This is a genomic window from Anaerococcus octavius, assembly GCF_900445265.1.
Lineage (GTDB): Bacteria > Bacillota > Clostridia > Tissierellales > Peptoniphilaceae > Anaerococcus > Anaerococcus octavius.
In genome coordinates, this window is sequence record NZ_UFTA01000002.1 from 58816 (window position 1) to 85782 (window position 26967).

Consider the following 26967-nt stretch of genomic DNA (forward strand, 5'->3'; position numbering starts at 1 on the left):
AAAATGAAAATAATATTTTTTATAGCAGCTTTTGCAATTTTTTATGCAATGATTGGTTATCCATTCACTCTTTTAATTTTAGAAAAAATTTTAAGAAGAAAAAATGACAAGGATTTATCTTATAAACCATTTGTATCAGTAATCATATCTGCATATAACGAAGAAAAGGTAATTGAAAAAAAGCTAGAAAACATAATAGAAACTAAATATCCAAACTATGAGGTCATAGTTGCTAATGATGCATCAAATGATATGACTGTGCCACTGGTAAATGAATTTATTAAAAATCATCCAGATAAAAATATTAGGCTAAATACAGTTAAAAATCATTTGGGAAAAACAAATGCCCAAGATGAGGCAGTAGATGTTGCAAATGGAGAAATAATTGTATTTTCAGATGCAAATTCTATGTTCAAAAATGATGCTATTGACGAGCTTGTTAGCTATTTTACAGATGAGAATATAGAATATGTATGTGGATCATTAATTTATAGCAAAGATGATGATATAGCATCAGTTGTAGCTGAAAATTCTTACTGGGATATAGAACTTTTGATGAGAAAAATCGAATCGGAAATATCGACCATAGCTGCTGGCAATGGAGCTATTTATGCAGTAAGAAAAAAAGATTATAGGCATTATGATTTGGTAAGCAGTCATGATTATGAGATGCCTCTTGCAGCTGGACTCAATCACAAAAGAGCCCTTTATAATCCCGATGCTATTGCAGTTGAAAAGGCAGGTGCAACTACAAAAGACGAATTTAAAAGAAAGGTTAGGATGCAAAGACGAATCCTTACTAATCTTTTTACAAATTTGCGTCGCTTAAATATATTTAATTACGGCTGGTTTAGTTTTTTTCACTTTAACCATAAAACATTGAGATTTTTACAAGCTTTTAACCATATAATGTTGTTTATTTCAAACTTAGCTTTAATAAATCATGGATTATTTTATAGGATTGTTTTCATAGGACAAGTAATATTTTTCACATTGGCCGCTATAGGTAAATTTAGCGAATCAAAAACAAAGATATTTTATTTCCCGAGATACTACACTATGATGATGCTAGCTCAAATAAAAGGAGCTATTAATGAAGCTACAGGAAAGAGCAAGCCAACTTGGGAAAAGGCAGAAACAACTAGGATATAAGATGAATATTGAAGTATTAATTTCAACTATGAATGAAAAATCCATAGACTGTTATAAGCGTTTTAATTTAAAAACAGATGCTCTTATCATAAACCAAACTGACCACAATGCTTATGAAGAAATATCAGTAGATGGCAATAAAATTAGAATGATTTCGACAGATACTAGGGGTTTAGGAGTAAGCAGAAATCTTGCCTTACTAAACTCAAATGCTGATATTGTAGTTTTTTGTGATGATGATGAAGTTTTTGAAGATGACTATGATAAGATAATCTTATCTGACTTTACAAAACATCCGGATGTGGATTTTTTCGTATTTAAAACTATAATATATCAAGATGGCAAAGAAATAATTAAGGTAAAAGAAGAAAAAAATCTTTCTATATATAATTCGCTAAGATATGGTTCGGTTCACTTTGCTTTTAAAAGAGAAAGTCAAAGAAGAAAAAATATTTGGATTTCTACATATTTTGGAGCAGGAACTAATAATGGATCTGGCGAGGATAGTATTTTTATTAGTGATTGTTTAAGAGATGGTATGAAAGTTAGAACTAGTGAAAATCTTATAGCAAGGATTTATAACGACGATTCAACATGGTTTAAGGGTTTTGATCGAAAGTTTTTCTATGATAAGGGAAAACTATCAAAAGCACTTTTTCCAAAAACCTACAAACTATATATAGAGCAATTTTTAAGACGCCACAAGGAAATGACAAAAGACATAAACATTAAAACTGCCCGCAAGCTTATGCTAGATGGGGCAAAAGACTTTGGAGGAGAAAATGGAAAATAAAAAATCATTATTTTCAGCGATACCTTCTGCAATTATTGCTGGAATAATTATTGGTATGATTACTTACTTTGGTCTAAATTTTGGAGGTTATAAAGAATACCAAGCTCAATCAAAAGTAGTAACAACAAATATAGAAAACTTAGATGAGGCGAGTGGCACAGCTGCAACATATGCTGCAACAATTAATAGTCCAAAAATCAAACAAAAAACTCTAGAAACTTTAGGTATTGATTGGAATGTTGGCAAACTAGACTCAAAACTTGAGATTAGACCAATTGAAAATACTTCTATAATTGATATTGTGGTTACAGATACAAATAAGCTTCGTGCAGAAGACATAGCTGACCAATACGCTGATTATACAGTAAGAGTTATAAATAATATATACAATTCTGGTGCCAAAGTTATGGAATATTCTTATGGTTCAGCTAGTGCAATTGACAATACTTTAAGATATGCTTTGATAACTGGTGGTATTGGATTTGTATTGTGGACCATTATTAAAATGATTAGTATAAACTCTTATAATAACAAACTTGCTAAAAATTATGCTAATAACAAAGAAGCTAAAGAAGTAAGAGAAGTTAGAGAAGTAAAAGAAAAACCAGCTAAAAAGAAAGAAAAGTCAGCTAGCAAATCAGCTACAAGAAAAACTAGCAAGGTAGATAGAGATAGCATGGCTTTTGAAAGTGGATCTACAAAAGTAGTTGATAGCAAAGAAGTAAATAGGCAAGTTGACTTACAAGAAACTTCTTCAAGTAAATACGAAGTTTTAGGAAGAATTCCTTCTTATGATAAAGGAGACTTAGATGTTTAGAAAGAAAACAAATGAAAAAAGGGAGATTGCCCTCCAATCTTTTTATAATTTAGAGGATAGACTTACAGAAAAACTTGGTACAAATTTAGTTACGGTTACTTTTACTGCTTCAAGTGATGATACAAATAAAACAATGCACATCTTAAACTTAGCTAAGCACTTAGCAGAAGATGGAGATAGGGTTTTAATAATTGATGCAGATCTTAGACAATCTCATTTACCAGGTATTACCGAAAAAAGTAAGGATCGTGGATTTATCGATATTATCTTAGGTGATTATTCTATAGATGATGTTATTATTGATGATGATAGCTATGATGACCTATCATATATATTTACAGGTGAAGTTGCCGATTATGCTGACAAATTTTTAGAACCAAATATCATTAAAGATTTTTATAATGATATTCGTGATAGATTTGACTATGTATTTATAGATATTTCACCAAATATAGATATTCCAGAAGCAAATATGTTTGCAGGAAATGCTGATGCAGCAGTTGTATTTTCAACATATGATCTAAGCAATAATCCTGTAACTCGTGATAGCTTAAAACAACTGGAAAAAGCAAATGCAAATATTCTAGGAATAATAATTACAGATTATTTGTATGCGGAAGATGAATTAGATGAGCTATTTGGAGGAGACGATGAATAATAAAATAAAAGTAGTAGCAGCCTTGGCATTAACTCTTGCCTTAACAGGATGTAGCGATGATAACTATGTATCAAAAAGACATCCAGAAGGAGAAGCTCAAGAGGTAACTGACCAAGATATGGAAGAGCCAGCAAATCAAGAAGATAATTCTGCTGATGGTCAAAACTCTCAAACACAAGATCAAAATCAAGACCAAGCACAAGAAGAAAGTGATACTGCAGCAGATGATGGAGTAAATTACACAGTAGAAAATACTGTAAATGTTAGGGTGGCACCAAGTGAAACTTCAAATGTGATGACTACTGTAGAAGCCGGTGATGATATTTTAAAATTAGGAGAATCTGACAATTGGACAAGAATAAGTATTGACGGTCAAACAGGATATATCAGAAGCGATTTATTAATCGCAAAATAAAAGCTCCGGGAAATTTTCCTGGAGTATTTTTTTTATGTTATAATAAATAAAAATAGGGGGAGAATATGGAAGCTTCATTAATATTTGGAAATATGCTATGGCCAGCACTTTTAACAATTGGGGTTATAAGCTTGCTTGATTATATCCTAGACCGAAAAAAAATTAGCAGAAATTGTGCTATTATTTTTAATATTTTAGGTTTAGCAACCTTAATTTATTTTATTATAAATAGTAAGGGATATATGTTTTTGCAAATATATTTATTTATGTTTTTACTCTCCATTTCTCTGGTAATATTGGCCCTTAAAAAAAGAATAGATGCCTTTACAATACTCGGTATTGTATTGATGGTAGTAATGCTTATCTTGCTTTTAAGATTTACTTTAATTGAATAGAAAAAATGCTAGGAAGATTCCTAGCATTTTTATTTTGTATTTTATTTATTTATTGCATTTTCAGCTGCATCTACTATTAATTGTAGGTAGCCAGCTGTATCTACAAGTGTTGCTCCGGAAACAGTTTCTATAGCTTCACCTTCTTTGGCATTTGAAATTGTTTTACCTGCTACAAAGTTTTCTATAGCTTCAAAGTTGTCTTTGATAGATGTTGTAGATTTTGCTTTTTCTTTCATTAGGTCAGAATATAGGTCGTTATTTTCTAGTTTACTTGCTAAAACTGTTTTGCTATCAGCATAGTCTTTTGCAAAGTCACTGTCTTCACCTTGTTTTGTTATTCCTTCTTCGATGTATTGATATTCATCAATGCTTGCAGCAATTATTTTATCGCCTTCAACAGCTATAACTGCATTGGCAAATGATTTGTCTCCGTGTGGAGCACCTAGTGCATATCTTAATTCTATATCTTCTGGATTATCTGCATTTCCTTCTATTACATAGCTATCATCTTTGGATGCATCTACAACATATCTTAATAGGCTAGGTGTTGATTTAAATGTAGCGCCACTTAGAGAGTCAATGATCTTTTCATCATCATTTTCGTCTAAGAATTCTTCTAATTCAGTGATTGTTTTGCCTTTTACAAAGTCAGTTACTGCATTGTAATTATCCATTAAAGAAGCTTTTCCGCCGGCTTGTTTCATGCTTTCGGAGTATGGTTGTTTATTTTCTATTTTTGATGCTAAAACTTTACCTTCTTTTGCTCCTTGACCAAATTCTTTATCTGAGTTTGGAACTCCTTGATAGTTTTCATCTTCGTCAAAATATTGGTACTCATCTATAAATGCATTTACAATTTTATCTCCGCTTGTAGCTACTACTACATTTGTAAATGATCTTGAAGCTTCATCTGGATAAGCTCTGTGTAATACTACATTGCCCTCCATAGAGCTTTCATCAGAATCGTCTATTTCTTCTTTATCTTTTTCTTCGGATTCTTCATCCATATTATTTTCTTCTAATTTATCTTTATCGTCATCAGTAGTTTCTTCAACTTCTGTTTTTTTATCTTCTTTAGACTTTTCAGCAGTATCTTTTGTTTCATCTGCTTTTTCTTCTACTGCTGTATTTTCCTTTGTATCAGTATCTTCTGAATTTTTATTTGAACAAGCTACAAATGCTAGAGATGTAGCAAGCATAAGGGTTGCAATATTAAATTTTTTGCTCATTATGTTTCCTCCATTATTTTTATAAAAGTCATTGTTATTTGAATAACTATGTAAATATAATTATAATATATATAATATATTAGCAAATCATGCTTATATAAGGTCAGCTTTTAAAGACTTGGGTATAATCATAAATATATAAGTATAAGTTACAAGGAGAGAGTATGCAAGTTAATGTTGATAAAAAATTAGCTTTTAAAATAGCAGGTCAAAGTTTTACTATAAAAAGTAGAGAAGATGCAGAAGATATTAAAAAAGAATTTTTAAAAGAATATGAAGAGCTTATAAAAAGCTTTGGATCTGCCTTTGGACTTATGGAATATAATGCTATAGATCAGAATTATAACTATTTTATTGGATTTGAAATATGTGATCCAGATTTGATTGAAAATAATAATTTCATAATTAATGAAATTCCAGAGTCAACTTATCTAGAAGTGCCAGTTGATACAGATGGTGGCATAAAGGAAGCCTACCGTTACACTTATGAAGATTATTTTCCAAATAAAAAATATTTTCACGGTTTAGGACCGGATATTGAATTTTACCAATATGATGAAGAAAATAATTCTATAGGGAATACAAAATTATTTATATGTCTAAGAGAGAACCCTCACGCATAAATATATGACAAATTAAGGGCAAGATAGGGTATCTACTTATTAAGTAGAATAATAATTATATTGAAAAAATCAGCTAATACATATTTTAAAATATGAACTGGGGATGATATGAAAAAATTTTTATTAATAGTTCTTATGTGTCTTAGTCTTAGCTCTTGTATGATGTTTCCTGATAAAAACTCAGACCAGGAAATATTTTATGGAGAGTCTTTGGCACAATCTCGTGAGATACCAAAAGCCAAAAGAATCAACTCATCATTTACTTATATACCAGAAGATGATGATGAGGATTGCGAAGAATGTCAAATTTATAGATAAAGTGGGTATATATGAAAAATAAAGGAGATTATTATGGGAAAATTTAAAACAATTACAAATTTAGCTAAACTTAATCACAAACTTGGTCTTTTAGATGCAGGAGATGTTGTAAGTCTTGCAAGTACAGCTTACAAAGTTAAAAATTTTAGCCCGACTGATCACTTACCAGACTTTGAGTTAGATTTTTGGGAAAGAGATGAAATAGAAAAAGAACAAAGAAGAAATGCTATCCTTGTAGCAGCTGTAATTGGTACAGGTGCTTATCTAATTTCTAAAAATCGTAGTAAATCATCTGAATTTGCTGATGATACTAAATATAATTCTAGAAAAATAGCTAGAGATGCAAGAAGAACAGGTGAAGATATACTAGAAGCTGGCAAAGATATCGCAGAAGATGCTAAAGAAAAGGGAGAAGATATGGCTGACGATATAAAAGATAAAAGCAAAGAAGCAAAGAAAAAAGGTGAGAGATTTGCTCACGATGCAAAGAAAAAAGGAGAAGATATAGCTGATGATGTAGCAGATAAAGGCAAAGATATCAAAGATGATGCTAAAGAAAAAGTACATGATGCAGCTGAAGATGTTGCTAAAAAAACAAAATAAATTAATAAATTAAAAAATTAACCCTAAAGGAAAATCCCTTAGGGTTTTTTATTATTATCTTATTTTTAAAATCCTTAAAAATAATTGCTACTAAGTTTTATAGATGGTTACAAACATATATTTTTATCAAATTCATTTCATTTTTACTATTTTTATCAAGTCCATGGACCTAGGTTTTTATTCTCCTTTTGCTTTTGTTAAAAGTGACTTATCAATTGATTCATCTAGTAATTTTAGATAAGCTTTATAGGCTTTTGTGTGACCATAAAAATGGACTCCATCTGTAGCTTTATAAAAATCAGGATGTTTTATTGCATAATCTTCCCAGTTCATAATAGTTATAAAATCATATTTTTTGCTGATTTTTTTCATTGCAGTACTTACTGGATGAGGTTGAGGGTATCTATTGTCATAGCAAGTTACAAGTATAAGTTTTTTACCATCTGGAAAGTCTTTTACAAGTTTGTTCAAGCTTTTCGTAGGATCTTTTTCTGCATTTGTACCCAGAGCTAGAATAACTATATCTCCAAGATTACCAGTGCTATTCATTTCACTAATAATATTTGCTCCATCATCAAGAGGCCTGTTGCCCTCAGCATTTATATATAAATTTGAAATATTATCTGCCAAGTATTGGCGAGGTCCTAGCATAACACTATCGCCTATTAAGGTAATTGATGTATCTTTTTTTGCATCTTTTATAAATTTATTATTTTTTTTGTCTACAAAATTATCTAGATTTTTTTTATCTAAATTAATTTTTTCTATATCTTGATTTACAGATTCTTTTAGTATTTGTTTTTCTAAGCTCATCATATCATCTGCATTATTTGATATGGCATAGCTTAATGAAAAGCTAGTTATAAGCATAAGTAGTATACCAACTTGGATAAGATAAGCATACCTTGGATAATTTATTTTTTGTGCTGTTCTTTTACTGCTAAGAGCTATTAGATCTTTTTCTTTAAATATAGGCTCGAATATATGGTGATTAAATAAAACTAAAAGGCAAGTTATGATTATTGCTATGATTAAACCCTTGCTAGTAGGATCAACATTTTTTGCTATAGTCCAAACTGGCCAATGGAAGATATAAAAACTATAAGAATAATCAGCAAGTCTACTGATGATTTTATCTTCATTTAAATTTGGATTAGCATATGCAACTAAGATTAAAAATCCGCTTATAAGGTCTGTTAGTAAAAATCCTATAAAATAAGTGATTTTGCTATCATAGGACATGGCTAAAGCCATAATAAATATAAGAATTATTCCTATAATAGTTGCCTTGTTATAGGGTATTTTTCTAAAAGAAAATCTTTTTACAAAGCTTGCTAAAAAACTACCGACCATAAATGATCCCATGCGAGTTAGGTCGAAGAAATAAACAAAACCTGTATCTACTTTTTTTATAATAGTTAAAATGACCATTAGAACAAAGCTAAATATAGCTAGGTAAAAAGTACTTTGTAAAAATAAATCGGAAAATCTACGCTTTATAGCTCTTTTTTTACTAGATTTTTTGTACATATACCCTATAATCCAAGGCCATATTATATAAAAATGGATTTCTATGGCAAGTGACCAGGTATGCATAAAAATCCCTCTTATAAATTGCCCTTCATAAGAACCACCACGTAGTATTTCAAAAATATTATAGTTAAAAGTAAAGGCTGCTAAAAATTGGTCAAAAAATCTTACACTGTAATCATTATCTATACTTGCAATAAATAACGTTGATAGAAATATCATTAACAGCAAAGCAGGAAAGATTCTTAAAAATCTTTTGCGATAAAACTTTTTGTAATCAATTTTGCCATTTTCAAATAATTCATTTATAAGATGATAGCTTATTAAAAAGCCTGAAATGACAAATAAAATATTTACACCTAAAAATCCACCAGACATAGAAGATGGGAAGTAATGGTAGCATATAACTAAAATAATTGCATAAACTCTTAAAAAATCCAAACCTTTAATTTTCATTTTCTTCTACCTCGACAAAACCATTACTAGTTTTTTTATAAATTTTTCCGTTTTTTAATTTTATTTTTATCTGACTATTACCAGACTCATTATTAAATTTTGCACTATAGGTAAAATCTTCGTTAGAAAAATTACCAGGTCCGTCAAAACGGGATTTTTTAAAATTTCCCTTATAAATTCCATATGGACTTTTTAAGATGCCTCGGCCTTCTAATTTATTTTTAGAAATAGTTCCTGTGTAATAGGTATTTTCATCTATTTTATAATCTACTACATCTTTACCTTTGCTATTTGAAATAAAATAAATTAAAGATATGACCATTAAAATAGCAAGACCTATGCCCATATAAGAAGTAAACTTTTTATTATCCATTTTAATCTCCTATATAACTATATATAATAATTATAACAAAATATTATTCAAAAATAGACAGATTTATCATTAATATTTACTTGAAAAATTTACTTCCATAATTAAATTTGATATAAAACATTGAAAAAATACTAATTACTATTAGTTGATTTATCTTAAAAGGTTGAAAATTAGACCTTTAAAGACGAAAAAAATTATAAAATTTGATATTGATTATCATTACTTAATATGTTATACTAATACTACAGTTATTAAACACTTGTTTTGTAGAAATATTAAAATAAACTATAAAAAAGAGTGTTTAATATTCATTAGAAAAGGAGTTTATATGCCAATTACTTTTTTTAATCAAGGAGATAAAGTCCGCGTTATAAGCTTAAAAGGGAATGATGAGGTAAGAAAACACTTATCTAACCTCGGTATTACTAAAGGTAGAGAAATGATTGTCCAAAGATTTGATGGAAATAATTATATATTTTTAGTAGATGGCAATAGGCTTGCATTATCAAAAGATATAGCAAAAAGAATAATGGTAGAGGAGATTGCATAGTGAAAACTTTAAGAGATGCAGAAGTTGGAGAAACTTTAAGGATTGCAAAAATATTAGGTGATGGTCCAACCAAGAGAAGAATTATGGATATGGGTATTACCAAAGGTACAGAAATTTTGGTTAGAAAAGTAGCTCCACTTGGTGATCCTATTCAAATAAATTTAAGGGGTTATGAACTTACAATTAGAAAACATGATGCTGAAAATATAATGGTGGAGGAAGTATGAGCTTAAAAGTAGCTTTAGCGGGCAACCCCAATAGTGGTAAAACAACACTTTTTAATGCTCTTACAGGATCAAATCAAAGAGTGGGAAACTGGCCTGGGGTAACGGTTGATAAAAAAGAAGGAAATTTAAAAGGACATAATGATATTATTCTTCAGGATTTGCCTGGAATATATTCACTTTCTCCTTATACTTTAGAGGAGAAAGTTGCTAGAACTTATCTAGTAGACGAGAGACCAGACTTACTTGTAAATTTAGTAGATGGATCAAATTTAATTAGAAATTTATATTTAACAAGTCAATTAATAGAACTAGGTATTCCGACAATTCTAGCTATAAATATGATGGATATTGTAAGAGATAGGGGAGATGAAATAGATAAAGATGCTCTATCTAAGTTATTAGGCTGTCCAGTAGTAGAAATTGTTGCCAGTAGAGAATCTGGAATTGATCTCTTGATTAGTGAAATAGTAGATTCTGAAAATAGGGAATATTTGCCACTTCCTTTAGAATTTTCATATGATTTAGAAAATAAATTAGCAGATATAAGAAACATAGTAGATCCATATGTTGAAGATGATTTAAGAAGATTTTATACTATCAAAGCCTTTGAAAATGATGAGGAAATGATAGAAAAAATTGAGCTAACAACTGAAGATAGTAGAAAAATTTCTGATATTCGTAAAAAGTGTGAAGAATTTTTTGATGATGATGCAGAATCAATTATCACTAGTGAAAGGTATGAAAGGCTTGAAACTTTAAGTGAAAGGGTGCTAAAAAAGGCTGAACCAAAACTTTCAACTACTGATAAGATTGATAATGTAGTAACATCTAGAGCTTGGGGAATTCCAATTTTTGCTCTTGTTATGTTTATAGTTTATTCATTATCTGTTTTTAAATACTCTCCAGGTACCTTACTAACAGATGCTGTAAATGGTTTTTTTGAGGATAATCTCATACCAGCAACTGCAGCGTTTTTTGAATCTATAGATATAAATGAAGTGTTGATAGGTCTTGTTTGCGATGGTATGCTAACGGGTTTTGGAGCTGTAATAGGTTTTTTACCACAAATGATGGTATTATTTGCACTATTATCAATCCTTGAAGATATAGGATATATGTCTAGAGTTGCTTTTATTATGGATAGACTATTTAGAAGATTTGGTTTATCTGGAAAATCTTTTATTCCTGCTATGATTTCAACTGGATGTGCAGTTCCAGGTATCCAAGCAAGTAGAACCATAGAAACTGATAGAGACCGTAGAATAACTATAATGACAACGTCATTTATGCCTTGTTCTGCAAAACTACCCGTAATAGCCTTAATTGCAGGTGCATTTTTTCCAAATCATAGGGCATTGATTACCGTAAGTTTTTACTTTATAGGTATAGCAGCAATAATAATCTCAGGTGTTATTTTAAAGAAATTTAAAAAATTTGCATCTGATCCAGCACCGTTTATTATGGAGCTGCCTCCATATCATGCACCTAGATTAAAATCTGTACTTCAAGATGTATGGAATAAGTCAAAATCATATGCAAGAAGAGCTGGAACAATCATTATACTTTCAGCTACTTTGATATGGGTATTGACAAACTTCGATTATAAATTTAATTTGGTAGAAGAGGATGCATCTAATTCTATACTTGGAGTTATAGGGTCATACTTAGCGGTTATATTTAAGCCACTTGGATTTGGAACATGGCAAGCTGTTGTTGCAACTGTTTCAGGCTTTATTGCAAAAGAAAATGTTGTTTCAACTATGGGAGTTGTTTTAGGAATTGGTAGTGATGTTACAGAAGAAAGTGCAGAACTTTTAAGAGCATTTGGTAGTGCAATAGGAACACCTGTTGGTGGATATTCATTTTTACTATTTAATATGCTTTGTATGCCTTGTTTTGCAGCTGTTGGAGCTATTAAAACCGAAATGGGAGATAGTAAATGGACTCTACTAACAGTAGCTTATCAAATGGGTTTTGCATGGATAATTAGTTTTATCTTCTATCAATTTGCTAATTTAATAGCTTATGGAAGAAGAGGTACAAGCACAGTAATAGCCGGTATTTGTCTAATTGGTTTATTATATCTAATATTTAGACCTTCTAGACAAATAAAAGAAACTAAACAGTATAATACAAATTTTGCAAAAAGTTAGGGGGTGATTATGAACACACAATCATGGATACTTTTAATAATAATATTAGCCATTTGTTCTTTTATAGTATATAAAAGATTTATTCAAAATGATGAACCTGGTGGCTGCAAAGATTGTCCAGGTCACAATCCTAAAAAAGGATTTAATAAAAATAAAATATAAGAGTTTCTAGAAAATATATGAAAGCTCGTATAAATTATTACGGGCTTTCAAAAAATTTTAATTAATTTATGATATTGATTATCACTATTGTATAGTTTGATAATAAAAAAAGAAAAGGAGAAATAATATGTCAAAAGTAGCAGTAATTTATTGGTCAGGAACAGGTAACACAGAAGAAATGGCAAATGCTATAGCAGATAGACTAAAAGAAAAAGAAATTGATATAGATATATATCAAGCAAGTGGATTTGATGCTTCAAAGCTAGCTGATTACGATGGATTTGCCTTTGGTTGCCCAGCTATGGGAGATGAATCATTAGAAGATGGTGAATTTGAACCTATGTTTGAATCGGTAGAAAGCAAATTAGATAGTAAGCCAGTAGTAATATTTGGTTCATATGAATGGAATGATGGACAATGGATGCTAAACTGGCAAGAAAGATGCAAAAATAGCAATATAAATTTAGCTAGTGATGGTCTTGCTGTTTATAGTTCTCCAGAAGATGACGATATAGAATCTTGCCAGGACTTGGCAGATGATTTAATAAAAAACTTATAAATATGGGGAATGAATTATTAGCCCAATATTGTAGTCCAGTTTTAGCAAACATAAAACCCTCAAATTTATTTAGTATATCAAATACCCTTTATAATGTAGATAACTTGATAGAAGCATGGAATAAAGATTTTAATAAATACGATATCTATTTTAAAGTACTAGTAAAAAGGAAAAATTCTTCTTCGGTTATTTGCTTTAAAAAAGATTTACTGACAGATTGCATTAGCACTAATAACAACAATTGTTTTTTAGAATCATGTGGATATAATACAGATAATGCAGATACTTGTATTAATTGCTTAATGAAAAGGATTTTAAAAAATGAGTTTCCTCATGAGATAGGCGTGATACTAGGTTATCCTTATGAAGATGTAATTGGCTTTATTGAAAATAAGGGTCAAAATTATCTTTATAAGGGTTATTGGAAAGTTTATGAAAATATAGAAGAGAGGTGCAAATTATTTAATTTATATAATGAAAATAGAAGAATATATGCTTTAGCTAAAGATAACGAAAGTGAGTTTATAAAATTAGTTGAGCATAGTCTTTCATAAAAAAGTTATAATTTTTACAATTATTAAAAAATCTACTGAGTTCATGCAAGATCTCCTAAACACTATAGGCTTGGTAGACTAATGCGTAAACATATCAATGTAATGTTATAATTACTCAAAAGCAACTTTAAGCTAGATAAACTAGCTAAGGTTGTTTTTTTATTTGGAAATAATATAAAAAACGTAAGAAAATTACTTGAATAATAAAAATGATTTTGTATAATACTATACAAAAGCGACACATAGAAAATTTATATATATTTTCGCGAAGTTTTTTTTATAAAAGGAGAAAATTATGGCAATTAAAAATAATGCAAAAGAATTAATAGGAAATACTCCTCTACTTAAGCTAAATTCTTTAAAAAAAGAAGGAAGAGCTGATATTTATGTAAAAGTAGAAAAAAATAATGTAGCTGGATCTATTAAAGATAGAATTGCCTTATATATGATAGAGGAAGCGGAAAAAGAAGGCAAAATCAAAGCAGGAGATACTATTGTAGAACCAACAAGTGGTAATACTGGTGTAGCTCTAGCAGCTCTATGTGCAGCCAAAGGATACAAACTAATCTTGACAATGCCTGCATCTATGAGTGAAGAAAGAGAAAAATTAGCCAAAGCTTATGGTGCAGAAGTTATAAGAACTACAGAAAATGCCCTACAAGGATCTGTTGATAAAGCAAAAGAACTTGCAGAAAGTAAAGGATATTTCTTCCCAGATCAATTTTCTAATCCTGCAAATATAAAGGCACACTACGAAACAACAGGACCAGAAATATTAGCAGAACTTACTCCAGATGCCTTTATAGCAGGAGTTGGCACTGGTGGAACAGTAACTGGCGTTGGTAAAAGATTAAAAGAAAAAGATAAAGGTATCAAAGTTTATGCCATCCAGCCAACAGAAAGTCCACTTTTATCTGGCGGAAAAGCTGCAGGTCACAAAATCCAAGGTATAGGTGGAAACTTTATTCCTAAAAACTTAGATTTTGATGTAGTAGATGATATAGTAAGTGTAGCAAGCGATGATGCTATAAAAATGAGTAGGCAGCTAGCAAAAGACGAGGCCCTAGCAGTAGGCATATCTTCAGGTGCCAATGTAGTTGGAGCAATTGAAATTGCAGATAAACTTGGAGAAGGAAAGTCAGTTGTAACGGTATTACCAGATACTGGTGAAAGGTACTTATCTACAGAGTTGTATCCAAATGATTAGTTATCAAGATTATAAAGAGGAACTTTTAGAAGCAGCCATGAAAAAAGATCCTTCTTTAAAAAGTAAAGAAGAAGCAGTACTTTATTCTCCAGGAATAAAGGCTCTGCTTAGCCACTACCGAGCTCATGAATTGTGGATTGAAGGAGATTACTACGAGGCTGATGAAATTGCATTTAAATCAAGGATGGAAACAGGAATAGAAATCCACCCTGGAGCAAAAATTGGTAGAAGAACTTTTATAGACCATGGCATGGGAATAGTAATAGGAGAAACTGCAGAAATTGGAGAAGACTGCTTGTTATACCATGGAGTAACCCTAGGTGCATTAGCAAATAAAAAAGGAAAAAGACACCCAAGTGTCGGAAACAATGTAATGCTAGGAGCAGGATCAGTCTTATTGGGTGATATAAAAGTAGGAGATAATGTAAAAATAGGAGCCAACGCTGTAGTCCTAGAGAATGTAGAAAGCAATTCAACCGCAGTAGGTGCACCAGCTAGAGTGATAAAAAGATAAATAATTATTAAAAGCTTCTAAGTGAGACTTTAAAATCTTATTTAGAAGTTTTTTTGTATAATACATGCGGTATAAAATATTATGAAGATATAGAAAGGAAGGTTTATATGGCAAAGAAAGCTCAGTATGCACTTATTTTCGCATTTGGAATATTGCTATATTTTTTATTTTATCAAAGTCAGATAGTTTTTAAAAACACCATCCCATTACTGATAATACTTGGGGCAGGATTATATTATAATGATAAGTTAAAGATGAAGAAAAATGGTAACATATTTTTGTTTCTGCTATTAGTAATTTTATCAGGGTCAGTTATTTTTAGAGATAGTCATAATATAACTTACCTTACAGCAAGTCCGACAGTAGATGGGATAAATTTAGCTCTTATAACTTTTGTGTTTCACAATTACCTCATATATGAATAAATTTCAAACAAAAAAGGGGCTAGCTTGCCCCTATATTTTTATCCTAAAAGTATTCTGTGGAAATTTTTCTTTCCTTTTTTGATTATTATTTTATCATCTGTAAATAGATCCTCTGTAACTTCAATGCTTGGGTCAGATACTTTTTCATCATCGATTGATACTCCGCCTTGTTTTATAAGTCTACGAGCCTCACCGTTTGACTGAGTAAGTCCTACATCTGTCATTAGTTGTAATAAACCAATTGGTAAATCAGCTTTTGAGATTTCTGTTGTTGGCATAGCATCTTCATTACCAGCACCTGCAAATAGGGCTTTTGCTGCATCTAAGGCTTCTTTGGCTTTTTCTTCACCGTGGATTAGTTTTGTAACTTCAAAGGCTAGTACTTCTTTGGCATGGTTTATATCTGCTGCATCAGTTGCAGAGCCTAGTTTTTTACATTCTTCTGTTGGTAGGAAGGTAAGTTGTAGTAAGAATTTTGTGACATCCCTATCATCAACATTTCTCATATATTGGAAAAGTTCGTATGGGCTTGTTTTTTCTTCATCTAGCCACACTGCACCTTTTTGAGATTTACCCATTTTTACACCATCTGCAGTTGTAAGTAGGGAGAAGGTCATACCGTAGGCCTTGTCATTTTCTTTTTTGCGAACTAGGTCTACTCCACCAATGATATTTGACCATTGGTCAGATCCACCGATTTCTAGGGTACAATTGTGGCGGCGGTAAAGTTCTAAAAAGTCATAGGATTGTAAAAGCATGTAGGAAAATTCAAAAAATGTTAATCCACCAGCTGCCATACGGTTTTTGTAGGCGTCTTTTTTAAGCATTTCTCCTACTAAAAATTCGTTGCCCACATCACGTAAGAATTCTAGGAATTTTAGTTCTGTAAGCCATTTTTTATTATTTTCTACTATGGCTGCATCTTCTCCAAATTCTAAAAATCTTTGGAATTGAGAGTAAAACCTTTCTGCATTGTTATCGATTGTTTCTTCTGTCATGACCTTTCTCATGTCAGAACGACCGGATGGGTCACCGATTAGAGTTGTACCACCACCTAAAAGGGCAATTGGTTTGTGACCATAATTTTGCATGCGAATCATAACCATAATTTGAATAAGATGACCAACTGTTAGTGAATCAGCAGTAGCATCGAAACCACAGTAGAAAGTCATAGATTCATTTTTAAGCTTTTCTTTTAATTCATCTTCATCAGTTGCAGATTCAAAGTAGCCACGTTCTACTAATTCATCAAAAACATTATTGTATTCTTTATCGTAAGTGTATATCATAATTTCCTCCTAAAAATAAGCATAAAAAAAGAGTATAAGAGGGCAAAAACTGCGGTACCACCTCTTTTTATACTCGACTTCTTTTACACAAAGAATAGTGCTAAACTCAATGAAAGTGTAATTCGGGAGATAAATCCTTACTAGGTTTTCATTATGGAGTTTTATTTAATTATTTATAGTATACTTTCTATAATCATATTTGCAATATATTGATAGTTTTGAATTATTAAACTATAGTTAATTGATACTAATATATTAAAGAATCCTTTTCAACTATTGATCGCAATTAATTTTGATGTATATTTATATTGCAATTAAATATATAATAATCATTGTTTTTTTATATAAGCCTAATAATGGAGGTAATTATGCATAAAGCATTAGTAGCGTATTTTAGCGCAACAGGTAATACTAAACAGGTAGCAAGCAAACTCTCTAAAGTGATTTCTGGGAACTTGCATGAGATTGTTCCAAAGGATGCTTATACTTCAAATGATTTAAACTGGAAAGATAAACAAAGTCGTACTACTAAGGAGATGAATGATAAGTCATATAGACCAGAAATATCTGATCAAGTAGATAATATGGATAGCTATGATACTATCTATCTAGGATACCCAATTTGGTGGGGTGTAGCTCCAACAATTGTAAATACATTCTTGGAAAAATATGACCTTGATGGAAAGGATATCATAACATTTGCAACTTCAGCTTCCAGTGAAATGGGCAAGTCTACTGAAGAGTTAAAATCTTCTGCAAAAGGAGCACATTTTAAAGAAGGTCAAATTTTAAAAAAGGATATTAGTGACGAAGAACTTAAAACTTTTGTTGATAGTTTAAATAAATAATAAATATAATTAATGGTGATTTTTAAGGCTAAAAATACGTATCTAAACATTATTACAATTAGATGCGTATTTTATTTTTCCTATAATACTATGCTTGCGAATTATAAAGTCTAGAATATATGTTATCACGTTCAGCCCATAATATTGTGTAAATTCAACTGGTACAATATTTTCTATTATAGTTTAATATGAATATGTTATCCAGTCTATTTTTCTTTATAAGTTTATTAGAGACTTTGGTTAAAAATTAATATACTAGTTAAGATTTCAAAATGACTTTTTTCTTTTTACATAATAATACGGACACTATTGTTATTAGAAAAATAATTACTGACTTGCTATAATATATATATATGGAAAAGTTAAGAAATACTGTATATTATTCAGATAATCAACTAAAAAATTGGATAGAAAATGAGTCATTAAATGAAACTTTGGCAACTAAAGCAGATGCCATACGCCGCAATATATATGGTGATGATGTTTATATTAGGGGCTTGATAGAATTTTCTAATTACTGTAAAAATGACTGCTTTTATTGTGGAATTAGAAAATCTAACAAGAATGTAAAAAGGTATAGGCTCACTCCTAAAGAAATCTTAGAATGTACAGATATAGGTTATAAGCTTGGATTTAGAACCTACGTAATGCAAAGTGGTGAGGATACTTATTATAGGGATGATATGATTGTAAAGATTATAGAAACTGTAAAAAATAAGCATCCTGATACAGCTATTACTCTATCTATGGGCGAAAAATCTTATGAATCTTATAAAAGATTTTATGAGGCGGGGGCTGATAGATATTTGTTAAGAGAGGAGACATCTGATAGAGAGCATTATAATAAGCTTCATCCATCATTTATGAGCTTTGATAATAGAAGAGAATCTTTGTGGCAATTAAAGGAGATAGGTTACCAGGTAGGTGGAGGATTTATGGTGGATAGTCCATACCAAAGCACAGAAAATCTTATTGAAGATTTAAGATTTTTGCAAGAACTAGAACCTGATATGATTGGCATAGGACCTTACCTAACTAGTAAGGATACTCCTTTTAGTAATTTCCCTGATGGTTCTTTTAAAAAAACTCTAAGATTAGTATCAATACTTAGGATTTTATTTCCCTATGCATTGATTCCTGCGACAACAGCTCTTGGAACTATTAATCCATTAGGTAGGGAAATGGGTCTAAAGGCTGGGGCAAATGTTTTGATGCCCAATCTTTCTCCAATTATGTATAGAAAAGACTACCAACTATATGATAATAAAATATGTACAGGTGATGAGGCTGCTGAGTGCAAGGCTTGCCTTAGTCTAAGGGTAGATAAATCAGGCTATAAAATTGTATGTGATAAGGGAGATGTAATAACTAGGCAAAAAGATTTTTAGATTGATTAATAATAGATTTTAAAATAGACTATAGGGCTAAGCCTTATAGTCTATTTTATCTAGTATTCCTTTAAGATATGCTATTAATATTCCATAATTAGTCATAGGTATGGATTTTTCTTTGCATTTTTCTACTCTACTTATAACACTTGCTCTGTTAAACATACAGGAGCCACATTCTATGATTAGATCATATTTTTCAAAGTCTTTAAAATCTTCACCCCTTGCAAAATCTATATTTACATTAGGATATTTATCTCTTAGCATTTTTGGAATTTTGACTGTTCCTATATCTTCTTCTATAGGTGGGTGAGTACAAATTTCTGCTATCAAAATATTATCTATTTTCTTTTCTAATGTTTTAACTGATTTTATAAAATAATCTATATCTCCCTTATAAGCACTCATTAAGACCGAAAAGCTTGTCAGTCTACTTTCTTTCGGTTTTAGCTTATAGACTTCTCCAAAAATTTGTGAATCTGTTATTATTAAGCTTGGTGGATTTTTTAGACAAGTTAATGTGTTTTCAAGGTTTTCTAGGCTAGTTGATATACAAGTAGAGTTTTTATCTATAAGCTCTCTTATAGTCATTACTTGTGGCTTTATAAGCCTATCTTTAGGAGCCGCCTTATCTTGAGGCATTACAAGTATTACTACATCACCTTCACATACTAAGTTTCCAGTGATAGATGTTTTTTTAATTGTAGATTTATCTATATTATAAATATATTTTAGTTCTTCAAAAAGTTCATACTTATCATCTGTCTTATTATTAATAGCAAGAGGGCTAAGATCTTTAAATTTTTCTAGGATTTTCTTTCCACAATCTAGGTCTTGCTTAGGTGCTATAAATATTATGGGCTTATGAGTTTTCTTTAAATTTTCTACAAAGGATAAATCATCTTCCAAACTTAATAGATATAAAAATATATCTGCTTTATCTATTATTTTCATAGACTTTTGTGTGCGCTTATCGGATAAATTTGTATTATCATTTATACCTGCAGTATCTATAAAATTAACCGCTCCTAGGCCATGGATTTCCATAGCTTTATTTACAGGATCGGTGGTTGTACCATGGGTATCTGATACTATTGCAAAGTCTTCTCCTGTTAGATAATTTAAAAGAGTCGATTTTCCAGAGTTTGTGTTTCCAAATATTGCAATGTGAATTCTTTCACCTTTTGATGCTTTCATATATAAAGATCTCTTTGTCCATTTGTTACAGCGATAAGATTTTTTCTTGTTTGCTCTTGAACTTCTTTGTTTGGGATATTATTTATTTCTTTATTGATTAGTTTTTCTATATCAGCTTTGGTTTTTGGACTTGCATAATCTAGTGCATATTCTTCTAAAGTTGTTAGGGCATTAGGGTGGCAGATATTGCCTATGCCTTGGGATTTAACCATGCCCATAAATACTTCACCCGTCCTACCTTTTCTGTAGCAGGCAGTGCAGAATGATGGAATATGATTTTTTTCTATTAGCCAGTCAACTACTTCATCTAGGGTCCTGTTGTCTGATAGTTCAAATTGATCGCTACCTCTTGTTACATTTTCAGTGTAGCCACCTACAGCAGTTTTGGAACCACCAGAAATTTGACTTATTCCTAGTTCAAGTAGCCTTCCTCTTACCTTTTCGCTTTCACGAGTTGATACTATCATCCCAGTATATGGAGCGGCAATTCTTATACAAGCTACTAATTTTTCGAACATTTCATCAGATAAGGAATTGTCGAATTCATTTGGGTCTATATCATCTGCTGGTTGTATGCGAGGAACAGATATGGTGTGTGGACCAACGTTATATTTTGCTTCTAGATGTTCTGCGTGCATCAATTGACCTATAAATTCGTATTCGTAGGAGTCTAATCCGTATAGTACTCCAAGCCCTAAATCATCTATTCCGCCTTCCATAGCTCTGTCGTGGGCTGTGGTGTGGTAATCATAGTTTGATTTTGGTCCATAAGCGTGTAAGTTTTCATATTTTTCTTTATTGTATGTTTCTTGAAAGAGTATATATGTCCCTATTTCTGCATCATGAAGTTTTTTATAGTTTTCAACTGTTGTAGCAGCAATATTTACATTCACTCTTCTGATTGAACCGTTTTTATGGTGAATATTATAGATTGTATCTATAGATTCTAGGATATATTCTATTGGATTATTGATAGGGTCTTCACCTGTTTCAAGAGCAAGTCTTTTATGCCCCATATCTTGTAAGGCTATCACTTGTTCACGGATTTCCTCTTGAGAAAGTTTTTTACGAGGTATGTGTTTATTTTGTCCATGGTAAGGGCAGTATGTACAACCGTTTACACAATAGTTTGATAAATATAGGGGAGCAAATAATACTATTCTGTTGGCATAGAATTTGAGTTTAAGCTCTTTCGCGGTTTTTAAGATTTCCTGATTTAAATCATCTTCATCACATGATAGGAGTACAAAAGCTTCTCTATGAGATAGGCCCTTAGCTTTTTTTGCCTTTTCTAATATCTCTATGATCAGTGGTTTATTATGAGCGTTCGCTCTTCCATATTCAATAGTTTCTAAAATTTCTTCGTTATTTATAAACTCAGATGGATCTGAGCTTTTTGGATCATACTTTGCCATAAGTTCTCCTTTCATAATCAATTATAATACTAATTAATTATAATGTGCAAATATAGATTAATTTATAACGTCATTTCATTTTGATTACATAAAAATACCACCACTAATAAATAAATACATTATGGAAAACTAGAAAGCTTTAATTATTTATTATTTGCAATTTAATATTCTAAATGTGATAGTATTTTGCTTGCGAATTATAAAGCCTTGAATAGGTGCTATCATATTTCATTAGATTATTATGACTATCATGCCCTTATCAAGGCTATCAAATCTTTCTTTTATCAGTAGATTTTATCCATGAATCTTTAAAATCGATTTTTTCCGGACTTGGACGAGCGGTATACTCAGTATAGAAAAAAATAAAAGTCTTGCTTCATTTATTAAAGTCTATTTTCTTATTTATTTTTAAATAAAGTATGTGTCATTTTTTAGCTATATTTCTAATAATAAAAATATAGTTAGATATAAAATTGTTTATTTTATTATAGGTAGGATTTCATATGATTATAAGTAAATATAATTTGATAATAATAAAACAAAAATATTGAATTAGCTTTAGATTTATATTTGGTTAGGTAGATTGGTAGTTTTGAAGTATGATATATCTATATGATTTCTTAAAGAAAGGATAGCTTATGACAGAAAAAAAACCTTATTATATAACAACTCCAATATACTATCCTAATAGTAACCTACATATTGGAAATACTTATACATCAATTATTGCTGATGTTTTAAAAAGATATAAAACTTTACAAGGCTATGATACATATCTAGTAACAGGAACGGATGAGCACGGACAAAAAATAATGAGATCTGCTATTGCCCATGGTACTAGCCCTCAAAAATTTGTCGATATTATAGCTGATGAAACAAAAGAACTTTGGAAAAAACTTGAAATTGACTACGATACATTTATTAGATCAACAGAAGCACAACATGAGGAAGATGTAAAAAATATTTTTACAAAACTTTATGACCAAGGGGATATTTATAAAGGTGAATATAAGGGATATTATTGCACCCCTTGCGAAACTTTTTGGTCTGAAGGTCAACTGGTAGATGGTAAATGTCCAGACTGTGGTCGCGATGTAGAATACCAAGAGGAAGAATCCTATTTCTTTAGATTATCAAAATATGAAGATAAGCTAAAAGAATTATTTAAAGACCATCCAGATTTCCTTGAACCACAATTCCGTCAAAAAGAGATGTTAAATAACTTTATTGATAAAGGACTTTCTGACCTTTCGGTTACCAGAAATACCTTTGATTGGGGGGTAGATGTTCCTTTTGATAATGAACATGTGGTTTATGTATGGATAGATGCTTTATCTTGTTATCTAACAGCTATTGGCTATGGTGATAATCCTAAGAAGTTTGAAAAATATTGGCCAGCAAGTGTTCATTTGATAGGAAAAGATATAGTGAGATTCCACACTATTATTTGGCCAGCACTTTTAATGGCACTTGATTTACCACTTCCTAAAAAAGTTTTTGCTCATGGTTGGATATTATTTGACAATGATAAGATGAGTAAGTCTAAGGGAAATATTATGTATCCAGAACCACTTGTAGAACTTTACGGTGTGGATGCCTTAAAATATTTTGTCCTTCGTGAGTTCCACTTTGGATCAGATGGAAACTTCTCTAGCCAAAAATTTATGGAAAGATATAATTCTGATCTAGTAAATGATCTTGGAAACTTAGTTTCAAGAACTACATCAATGATTGATAAATATAATGGTGGTCTAGTTGCTAAGGGAAGTGAAAGTGATTCTTACGATGAAGAATTAAAAGAGCTTGCAAAGACAACATATACTGACTTTGTAAGCCAAATGGACGATTTTAAATTTAATGACGCCCTACAATCAGTTTGGACATTTATAAGACGAGCTAATAAATATGTAGATGAAACTGAACCATGGATTTTGGGTCGTGATGAAAGCAAAAAAGAAAGATTAAATACAGTTTTATACAACCTAGCAGAGTCTCTAAGAATAGTTGCTCAATTAATCGAGCCAGTTATGAAAAATACTAGCAAAGAAATTCTTAAAAAACTTGGTACAGAAAATAAAGGATTTGCATCTGCTGGAGAATTCGGTCTTTTAGAAGAAGGAGCAAGGGTTACTAAGGGAGCAAATCTATTTGATAGACTAGATTTAGAAGTGGAACTTAAAAAACTTCACGATCGTAATAATGAATTGATCGCCCAAAGACTAAAAAATAGCGATGATAAAAAAGAAGAGGAAGAAAGTAAGGTGGAAATAACTTTTGATGACTTCACAAAGGTAGAAATGGTTGTAGGAAAAATATTAGAAGCCAAAGAACACCCAGATGCAGACAAACTTTTAGTATTTAGGGTTGACATTGGAGAAGAAAGTCCTCGCACAATCATATCTGGGATCAAAAAGTGGTATGAGCCAAGTGATTTAGTTGGCAAAAATGTAATAGTTGTTAAAAACCTTGCACCAAGAAAAATGCGTGGCATAGAGTCCCAAGGCATGATCTTAGCAAGTGATTTTGATGATGAACTATCTCTTTTAACAACCCTTAAAGATATGAAACCAGGAAGTAAGGTTAGTTAATGAGACTAATAGATTCGCACTGCCACTTAGTAGACGAAGCTTTTGATGATGACAGGTTATTTATTTTAAATGACCTGTCTAATTTTGCTATAAAAGCCATTATAAATCCTGCAACAAATCTAGATGATACAAAAAAGGCAATAGAACTTGCAAAAAAATACGATAATTTTTATGCTATGGCAGGCATTCATCCAGAAGATATAGAAGAGATTTGTGAAAAAGACTTAGAAGAGCTAGAAAATCTAGCTAAAGATCCAAATGTTGTAGCAATTGGAGAAATAGGACTAGATTATTATTGGAAAGATAATAATAAAGACGATCAAAAGAAGATATTTATCCATCAATTAGAATTAGCAAGAAAAATCGATAAGCCAGCCGTAATTCACGTTAGAGATGCAAAAGACGATATTATTGAAATTTTAAAAGACTACCAAGATTTAAAAATTCAAATCCACTGTTTTTCAGATGACCTAGAAACCTTAGAAAAATATATGGAGATGGGTTTTTATATTTCAATTGGTGGTGTAGTTACTTTTTCTAATGGTACAAATGAGCAAAATGCTGCAAGGAATGTACCAATTGAAAGACTTATGCTAGAAACGGACAGCCCATATCTTACCCCTGAACCATTTCGTGGTCTTCGCAATGATCCTAGACGAGTAGTCGAAGTTGCTAGGAAAGTAGCGGAATTGCGTGATATGAAAATAGACAAACTTGCCAAAAGAACCTACAACAATAGCAAGGAGTTTTTTAGCTTATGATAAAAGAAACAATAGTTGTTGAAGGAAAAGATGATATAGCCAATGTAAAACGTGCAGTAGATTGCGAAATAATTGCAACCAACGGTCTTGCTTTTGGCAAGGATTTGATTGGGCGTTTAGAAAAAATAAATGATCGCACAGGCATAATAATTTTGACAGATCCCGATCATGCAGGCAAAAAGATAAGAGAAAAAATTGCAAGACATATTCCAGATTCAAAGCATGCCTATATTGATCGCAAACTTGCCATAAAAAAGGGAGATTTGGGTGTGGAAAATGCAGACCCAGAAGTTATCATAGACGCCCTAAATAATGCCAAGGCAGAGACAGTTGAAAAAAGAGATGAATTTGTAATGGCAGATTTAGTAAATAATGGACTTTCTGTTGGCAAGGGTGCAAAAGAGAATAGGGAAAAACTTGGAAATATTTTAGGCATAGGTTACTACAATTCTAAACAACTTTTAAGCAAGCTAAATTCTTTTGGTATCAGCCGTGAAGAGTTTGAAAAGGCGGTAGAAAAATTATGAAAAAGCTTTATTCTCCAAAGGTAGTTAAAGAAATAATAGATCTTTATGATTTTAATTTTAAAAAGTCCCTTGGACAAAATTTTTTAATTGATAAAAATTTTGTAGATAAAATAGTAGACGCAGCAGATATAAAAGATCAAAATGTCTTGGAAATAGGACCGGGGATAGGAACTATAACTTATGAAATGGCTAAGATTGCTAAAAAAGTAGTAGCCATAGAAATAGATCAAACACTAATACCTATTTTAGAAGAGAATTTATCAGAATTTGAAAACGCAAAAGTAATTAAGCAGGATATTTTAAAAACTGATTTAAAGGGATTAGTTGATAATGAATTTAATGGAGAAAGTTTTAAGGTGGTATCAAATCTGCCTTATTACATTACAACACCAATTATAGAAATGCTAATTACAACAGGCTTACCTTGCGATGATATGACCATTATGGTACAAAAAGAAGTGGCAGAACGTATGGTTGCAAGCGAATCTGATAAAGAGTATAGTTCACTTTCAGTGTTTATAAAATTTTATACTGAAGCAAAAGTTATAGCAAATTTGCCTAAATCAGTATTTATACCCCAACCAAAGATAGATTCAACTATATTAAATTTAAAGCTTAGGATTTATGATGAAAATGTAAATCAAGATTTGCTCTTTAAGTTAATAAGAGCAGGCTTTAATAAAAGACGTAAGACTATATTAAATTCTATGTTTGATGTAGTGGAAAAAGATAAGTTAAAAGAAGCTTTTGCAAAAGTAGACCTTAAAGAAAATCTAAGGGCAGAAAATCTTTCTATAGATGATTTTATAAATTTAACTAATGAACTGTCCTAAATGGGTATAAAGTTATAAGTAAAGTAATAGTTAAGGAGTTTAAGATGGCAGATATTAAAATTTATACATCAAATACATGTGTTTTCTGTAAAGCAGCTAAACAATATTTTAACGACAACAATATTGAATTTACAGAAATGAACATAGATGAAAATCCAGATGCAGTAGAATATCTAGTATCTAAAGGATACAGAGGAGTTCCTGTTATCAATATTGATGGCGAAGACATCGTAGGATTTGATAAACCAGCTATTGAAGCAAAGCTTGGTTTGTAAAGGTTTTTATTAGGAATTTGAAACCTGAATTTTGATTGGCATGAAGGCAATAGTCTTTGTGCCGATTTTTATTTTTACACTTTTTTATAAGACTCAAATTAATCTGATTTTTTAGTTAAATAAGTTGATAGAT

General features: G+C 30.9%; 31 protein-coding genes. 25 read left to right on the top strand and 6 right to left on the bottom strand.

The genetic code is table 11. The annotated features are described in order from the left end of the window. The first annotated feature begins 3 nt into the window (after window positions 1–3). The 6 genes from DY249_RS00420 to DY249_RS00445 all read left to right on the top strand — a co-directional run bounded on the left by DY249_RS00420 (window position 4) and on the right by DY249_RS00445 (window position 4230). Window positions 4–1152, top strand: a complete 1149-nt coding sequence (locus DY249_RS00420; protein WP_115594790.1) for a glycosyltransferase — start codon at window positions 4–6, stop codon at window positions 1150–1152. Then, window positions 1094–1945: a glycosyltransferase family 2 protein gene (locus tag DY249_RS00425; protein WP_245943472.1), complete on the top strand. Its 852-nt coding sequence runs from the start codon at window positions 1094–1096 to the stop codon at window positions 1943–1945. The genes DY249_RS00420 and DY249_RS00425 overlap by 59 nt, the downstream gene beginning before the upstream one ends. Continuing rightward, entirely contained in the window at window positions 1935–2762 is an 828-nt protein-coding gene (locus DY249_RS00430) for a YveK family protein (RefSeq protein WP_101540329.1), read from the top strand. Before DY249_RS00425 ends, DY249_RS00430 begins: the two co-directional genes overlap by 11 nt. Then, window positions 2755–3420, top strand: coding sequence for an AAA family ATPase (locus tag DY249_RS00435; protein ID WP_115594792.1), 666 nt, complete (start codon window positions 2755–2757; stop codon window positions 3418–3420). The genes DY249_RS00430 and DY249_RS00435 overlap by 8 nt, the downstream gene beginning before the upstream one ends. Further along, on the top strand, window positions 3413–3835 hold the full coding sequence (locus tag DY249_RS00440; RefSeq protein WP_172540037.1) for an SH3 domain-containing protein: 423 nt from the start codon (window positions 3413–3415) through the stop codon (window positions 3833–3835). Before DY249_RS00435 ends, DY249_RS00440 begins: the two co-directional genes overlap by 8 nt. 65 nt (window positions 3836–3900) lie before the next feature. Next, window positions 3901–4230 carry a hypothetical protein gene (locus tag DY249_RS00445; RefSeq protein WP_115594794.1) on the top strand — a complete coding sequence of 110 codons (330 nt, stop codon included), beginning with the start codon at window positions 3901–3903 and terminating at the stop codon, window positions 4228–4230. Window positions 4231–4271: 41 nt separating this feature from the next. Here the strand turns inward: DY249_RS00445 and DY249_RS00450 are convergent, their stop codons facing one another. Next, complete coding sequence (locus tag DY249_RS00450; RefSeq protein ID WP_115594795.1) at window positions 4272–5459, bottom strand: peptidoglycan-binding protein; 1188 nt, start codon at window positions 5457–5459, stop codon at window positions 4272–4274. Between the two features lie 164 nt (window positions 5460–5623). Here DY249_RS00450 and DY249_RS00455 point away from each other — a divergent pair, with 164 nt between their 5' ends. The 3 genes from DY249_RS00455 (at window position 5624) to DY249_RS00465 (ending at window position 7003) form a co-directional block, all read left to right on the top strand. Continuing rightward, window positions 5624–6082 (top strand): GyrI-like domain-containing protein, encoded by a 459-nt coding sequence (locus DY249_RS00455; RefSeq protein ID WP_115594796.1) that lies wholly within the window; start codon window positions 5624–5626, stop codon window positions 6080–6082. A gap of 108 nt (window positions 6083–6190) precedes the next feature. Further along, the gene (locus DY249_RS00460; RefSeq protein ID WP_115594797.1) at window positions 6191–6400 is read left to right on the top strand and encodes a hypothetical protein; all 210 of its coding nucleotides are present in this window, start codon (window positions 6191–6193) and stop codon (window positions 6398–6400) included. A 33-nt stretch (window positions 6401–6433) separates the two neighbouring features. Beyond that, on the top strand, window positions 6434–7003 hold the full coding sequence (locus DY249_RS00465) for a hypothetical protein (protein WP_115594798.1): 570 nt from the start codon (window positions 6434–6436) through the stop codon (window positions 7001–7003). A gap of 177 nt (window positions 7004–7180) precedes the next feature. On the opposite strand, the gene DY249_RS00470 is transcribed toward DY249_RS00465, so the two are convergent. Further along, window positions 7181–8989 carry an acyltransferase family protein gene (locus tag DY249_RS00470; protein ID WP_115594799.1) on the bottom strand — a complete coding sequence of 603 codons (1809 nt, stop codon included), beginning with the start codon at window positions 8987–8989 and terminating at the stop codon, window positions 7181–7183. Continuing rightward, on the bottom strand, window positions 8979–9362 hold the full coding sequence (locus DY249_RS00475) for an MORN repeat-containing protein (RefSeq protein WP_115594800.1): 384 nt from the start codon (window positions 9360–9362) through the stop codon (window positions 8979–8981). Before DY249_RS00475 ends, DY249_RS00470 begins: the two co-directional genes overlap by 11 nt. 328 nt (window positions 9363–9690) lie before the next feature. Here DY249_RS00475 and DY249_RS00480 point away from each other — a divergent pair, with 328 nt between their 5' ends. The 9 genes from DY249_RS00480 to DY249_RS00520 all read left to right on the top strand — a co-directional run bounded on the left by DY249_RS00480 (window position 9691) and on the right by DY249_RS00520 (window position 15713). Further along, on the top strand, window positions 9691–9912 hold the full coding sequence (locus DY249_RS00480; RefSeq protein WP_115594801.1) for a FeoA family protein: 222 nt from the start codon (window positions 9691–9693) through the stop codon (window positions 9910–9912). Further along, window positions 9912–10139: a FeoA family protein gene (locus tag DY249_RS00485; RefSeq protein ID WP_115594802.1), complete on the top strand. Its 228-nt coding sequence runs from the start codon at window positions 9912–9914 to the stop codon at window positions 10137–10139. The genes DY249_RS00480 and DY249_RS00485 overlap by 1 nt, the downstream gene beginning before the upstream one ends. Further along, window positions 10136–12292 carry a ferrous iron transport protein B gene (feoB, locus tag DY249_RS00490; protein WP_115594803.1) on the top strand — a complete coding sequence of 719 codons (2157 nt, stop codon included), beginning with the start codon at window positions 10136–10138 and terminating at the stop codon, window positions 12290–12292. The genes DY249_RS00485 and feoB overlap by 4 nt, the downstream gene beginning before the upstream one ends. A 9-nt stretch (window positions 12293–12301) precedes the next feature. Continuing rightward, window positions 12302–12454 carry a FeoB-associated Cys-rich membrane protein gene (locus DY249_RS00495; RefSeq protein ID WP_115594804.1) on the top strand — a complete coding sequence of 51 codons (153 nt, stop codon included), beginning with the start codon at window positions 12302–12304 and terminating at the stop codon, window positions 12452–12454. Window positions 12455–12581: 127 nt separating this feature from the next. Next, the gene (locus DY249_RS00500) at window positions 12582–13013 is read left to right on the top strand and encodes a flavodoxin (RefSeq protein ID WP_101540316.1); all 432 of its coding nucleotides are present in this window, start codon (window positions 12582–12584) and stop codon (window positions 13011–13013) included. A 2-nt stretch (window positions 13014–13015) separates the two neighbouring features. Continuing rightward, window positions 13016–13567: a DUF3793 family protein gene (locus DY249_RS00505; RefSeq protein ID WP_115594805.1), complete on the top strand. Its 552-nt coding sequence runs from the start codon at window positions 13016–13018 to the stop codon at window positions 13565–13567. Between the two features lie 295 nt (window positions 13568–13862). Next, entirely contained in the window at window positions 13863–14774 is a 912-nt protein-coding gene (gene cysK / locus DY249_RS00510) for a cysteine synthase A (protein ID WP_115594806.1), read from the top strand. Then, the gene (gene epsC, locus DY249_RS00515; protein ID WP_172540038.1) at window positions 14767–15288 is read left to right on the top strand and encodes a serine O-acetyltransferase EpsC; all 522 of its coding nucleotides are present in this window, start codon (window positions 14767–14769) and stop codon (window positions 15286–15288) included. Before cysK ends, epsC begins: the two co-directional genes overlap by 8 nt. A 107-nt stretch (window positions 15289–15395) precedes the next feature. Further along, complete coding sequence (locus DY249_RS00520; protein ID WP_115594807.1) at window positions 15396–15713, top strand: hypothetical protein; 318 nt, start codon at window positions 15396–15398, stop codon at window positions 15711–15713. 38 nt (window positions 15714–15751) lie between these two features. Here the strand turns inward: DY249_RS00520 and tyrS are convergent, their stop codons facing one another. Further along, the gene (tyrS, locus tag DY249_RS00525; protein ID WP_115594808.1) at window positions 15752–17002 is read right to left on the bottom strand and encodes a tyrosine--tRNA ligase; all 1251 of its coding nucleotides are present in this window, start codon (window positions 17000–17002) and stop codon (window positions 15752–15754) included. Window positions 17003–17370: 368 nt separating this feature from the next. Here tyrS and DY249_RS00530 point away from each other — a divergent pair, with 368 nt between their 5' ends. Together DY249_RS00530 and hydE are read left to right on the top strand one after the other, a co-directional pair. Then, window positions 17371–17850: a flavodoxin gene (locus DY249_RS00530; protein WP_115594809.1), complete on the top strand. Its 480-nt coding sequence runs from the start codon at window positions 17371–17373 to the stop codon at window positions 17848–17850. A gap of 353 nt (window positions 17851–18203) precedes the next feature. After that, window positions 18204–19238 carry a [FeFe] hydrogenase H-cluster radical SAM maturase HydE gene (gene hydE / locus DY249_RS00535; protein WP_101540310.1) on the top strand — a complete coding sequence of 345 codons (1035 nt, stop codon included), beginning with the start codon at window positions 18204–18206 and terminating at the stop codon, window positions 19236–19238. 36 nt (window positions 19239–19274) lie between these two features. Here the strand turns inward: hydE and hydF are convergent, their stop codons facing one another. Further along, a complete protein-coding gene (gene hydF, locus DY249_RS00540; protein ID WP_101540309.1) occupies window positions 19275–20435 on the bottom strand; it encodes a [FeFe] hydrogenase H-cluster maturation GTPase HydF in 1161 nt (386 codons plus the stop codon). After that, window positions 20432–21850 carry a [FeFe] hydrogenase H-cluster radical SAM maturase HydG gene (gene hydG, locus DY249_RS00545; protein ID WP_115594810.1) on the bottom strand — a complete coding sequence of 473 codons (1419 nt, stop codon included), beginning with the start codon at window positions 21848–21850 and terminating at the stop codon, window positions 20432–20434. Before hydG ends, hydF begins: the two co-directional genes overlap by 4 nt. Window positions 21851–22488: 638 nt before the next feature. Between hydG and metG the strand changes: the two genes are divergently transcribed. Genes metG through DY249_RS00570 form a run of 5 tightly spaced genes read left to right on the top strand, consistent with a single transcriptional unit; the run spans window position 22489 to window position 26834 of the window. Further along, complete coding sequence (metG, locus tag DY249_RS00550; RefSeq protein ID WP_115594811.1) at window positions 22489–24438, top strand: methionine--tRNA ligase; 1950 nt, start codon at window positions 22489–22491, stop codon at window positions 24436–24438. Further along, window positions 24438–25199, top strand: coding sequence for a TatD family hydrolase (locus DY249_RS00555; protein WP_115594812.1), 762 nt, complete (start codon window positions 24438–24440; stop codon window positions 25197–25199). The genes metG and DY249_RS00555 overlap by 1 nt, the downstream gene beginning before the upstream one ends. Continuing rightward, window positions 25196–25726: a ribonuclease M5 gene (rnmV, locus tag DY249_RS00560; RefSeq protein ID WP_115594813.1), complete on the top strand. Its 531-nt coding sequence runs from the start codon at window positions 25196–25198 to the stop codon at window positions 25724–25726. The genes DY249_RS00555 and rnmV overlap by 4 nt, the downstream gene beginning before the upstream one ends. After that, window positions 25723–26559, top strand: a complete 837-nt coding sequence (rsmA, locus tag DY249_RS00565; RefSeq protein WP_115594814.1) for a 16S rRNA (adenine(1518)-N(6)/adenine(1519)-N(6))-dimethyltransferase RsmA — start codon at window positions 25723–25725, stop codon at window positions 26557–26559. The genes rnmV and rsmA overlap by 4 nt, the downstream gene beginning before the upstream one ends. Window positions 26560–26603: 44 nt before the next feature. After that, on the top strand, window positions 26604–26834 hold the full coding sequence (locus DY249_RS00570) for a glutaredoxin family protein (RefSeq protein WP_115594815.1): 231 nt from the start codon (window positions 26604–26606) through the stop codon (window positions 26832–26834). Window positions 26835–26967 lie beyond the last annotated feature (133 nt).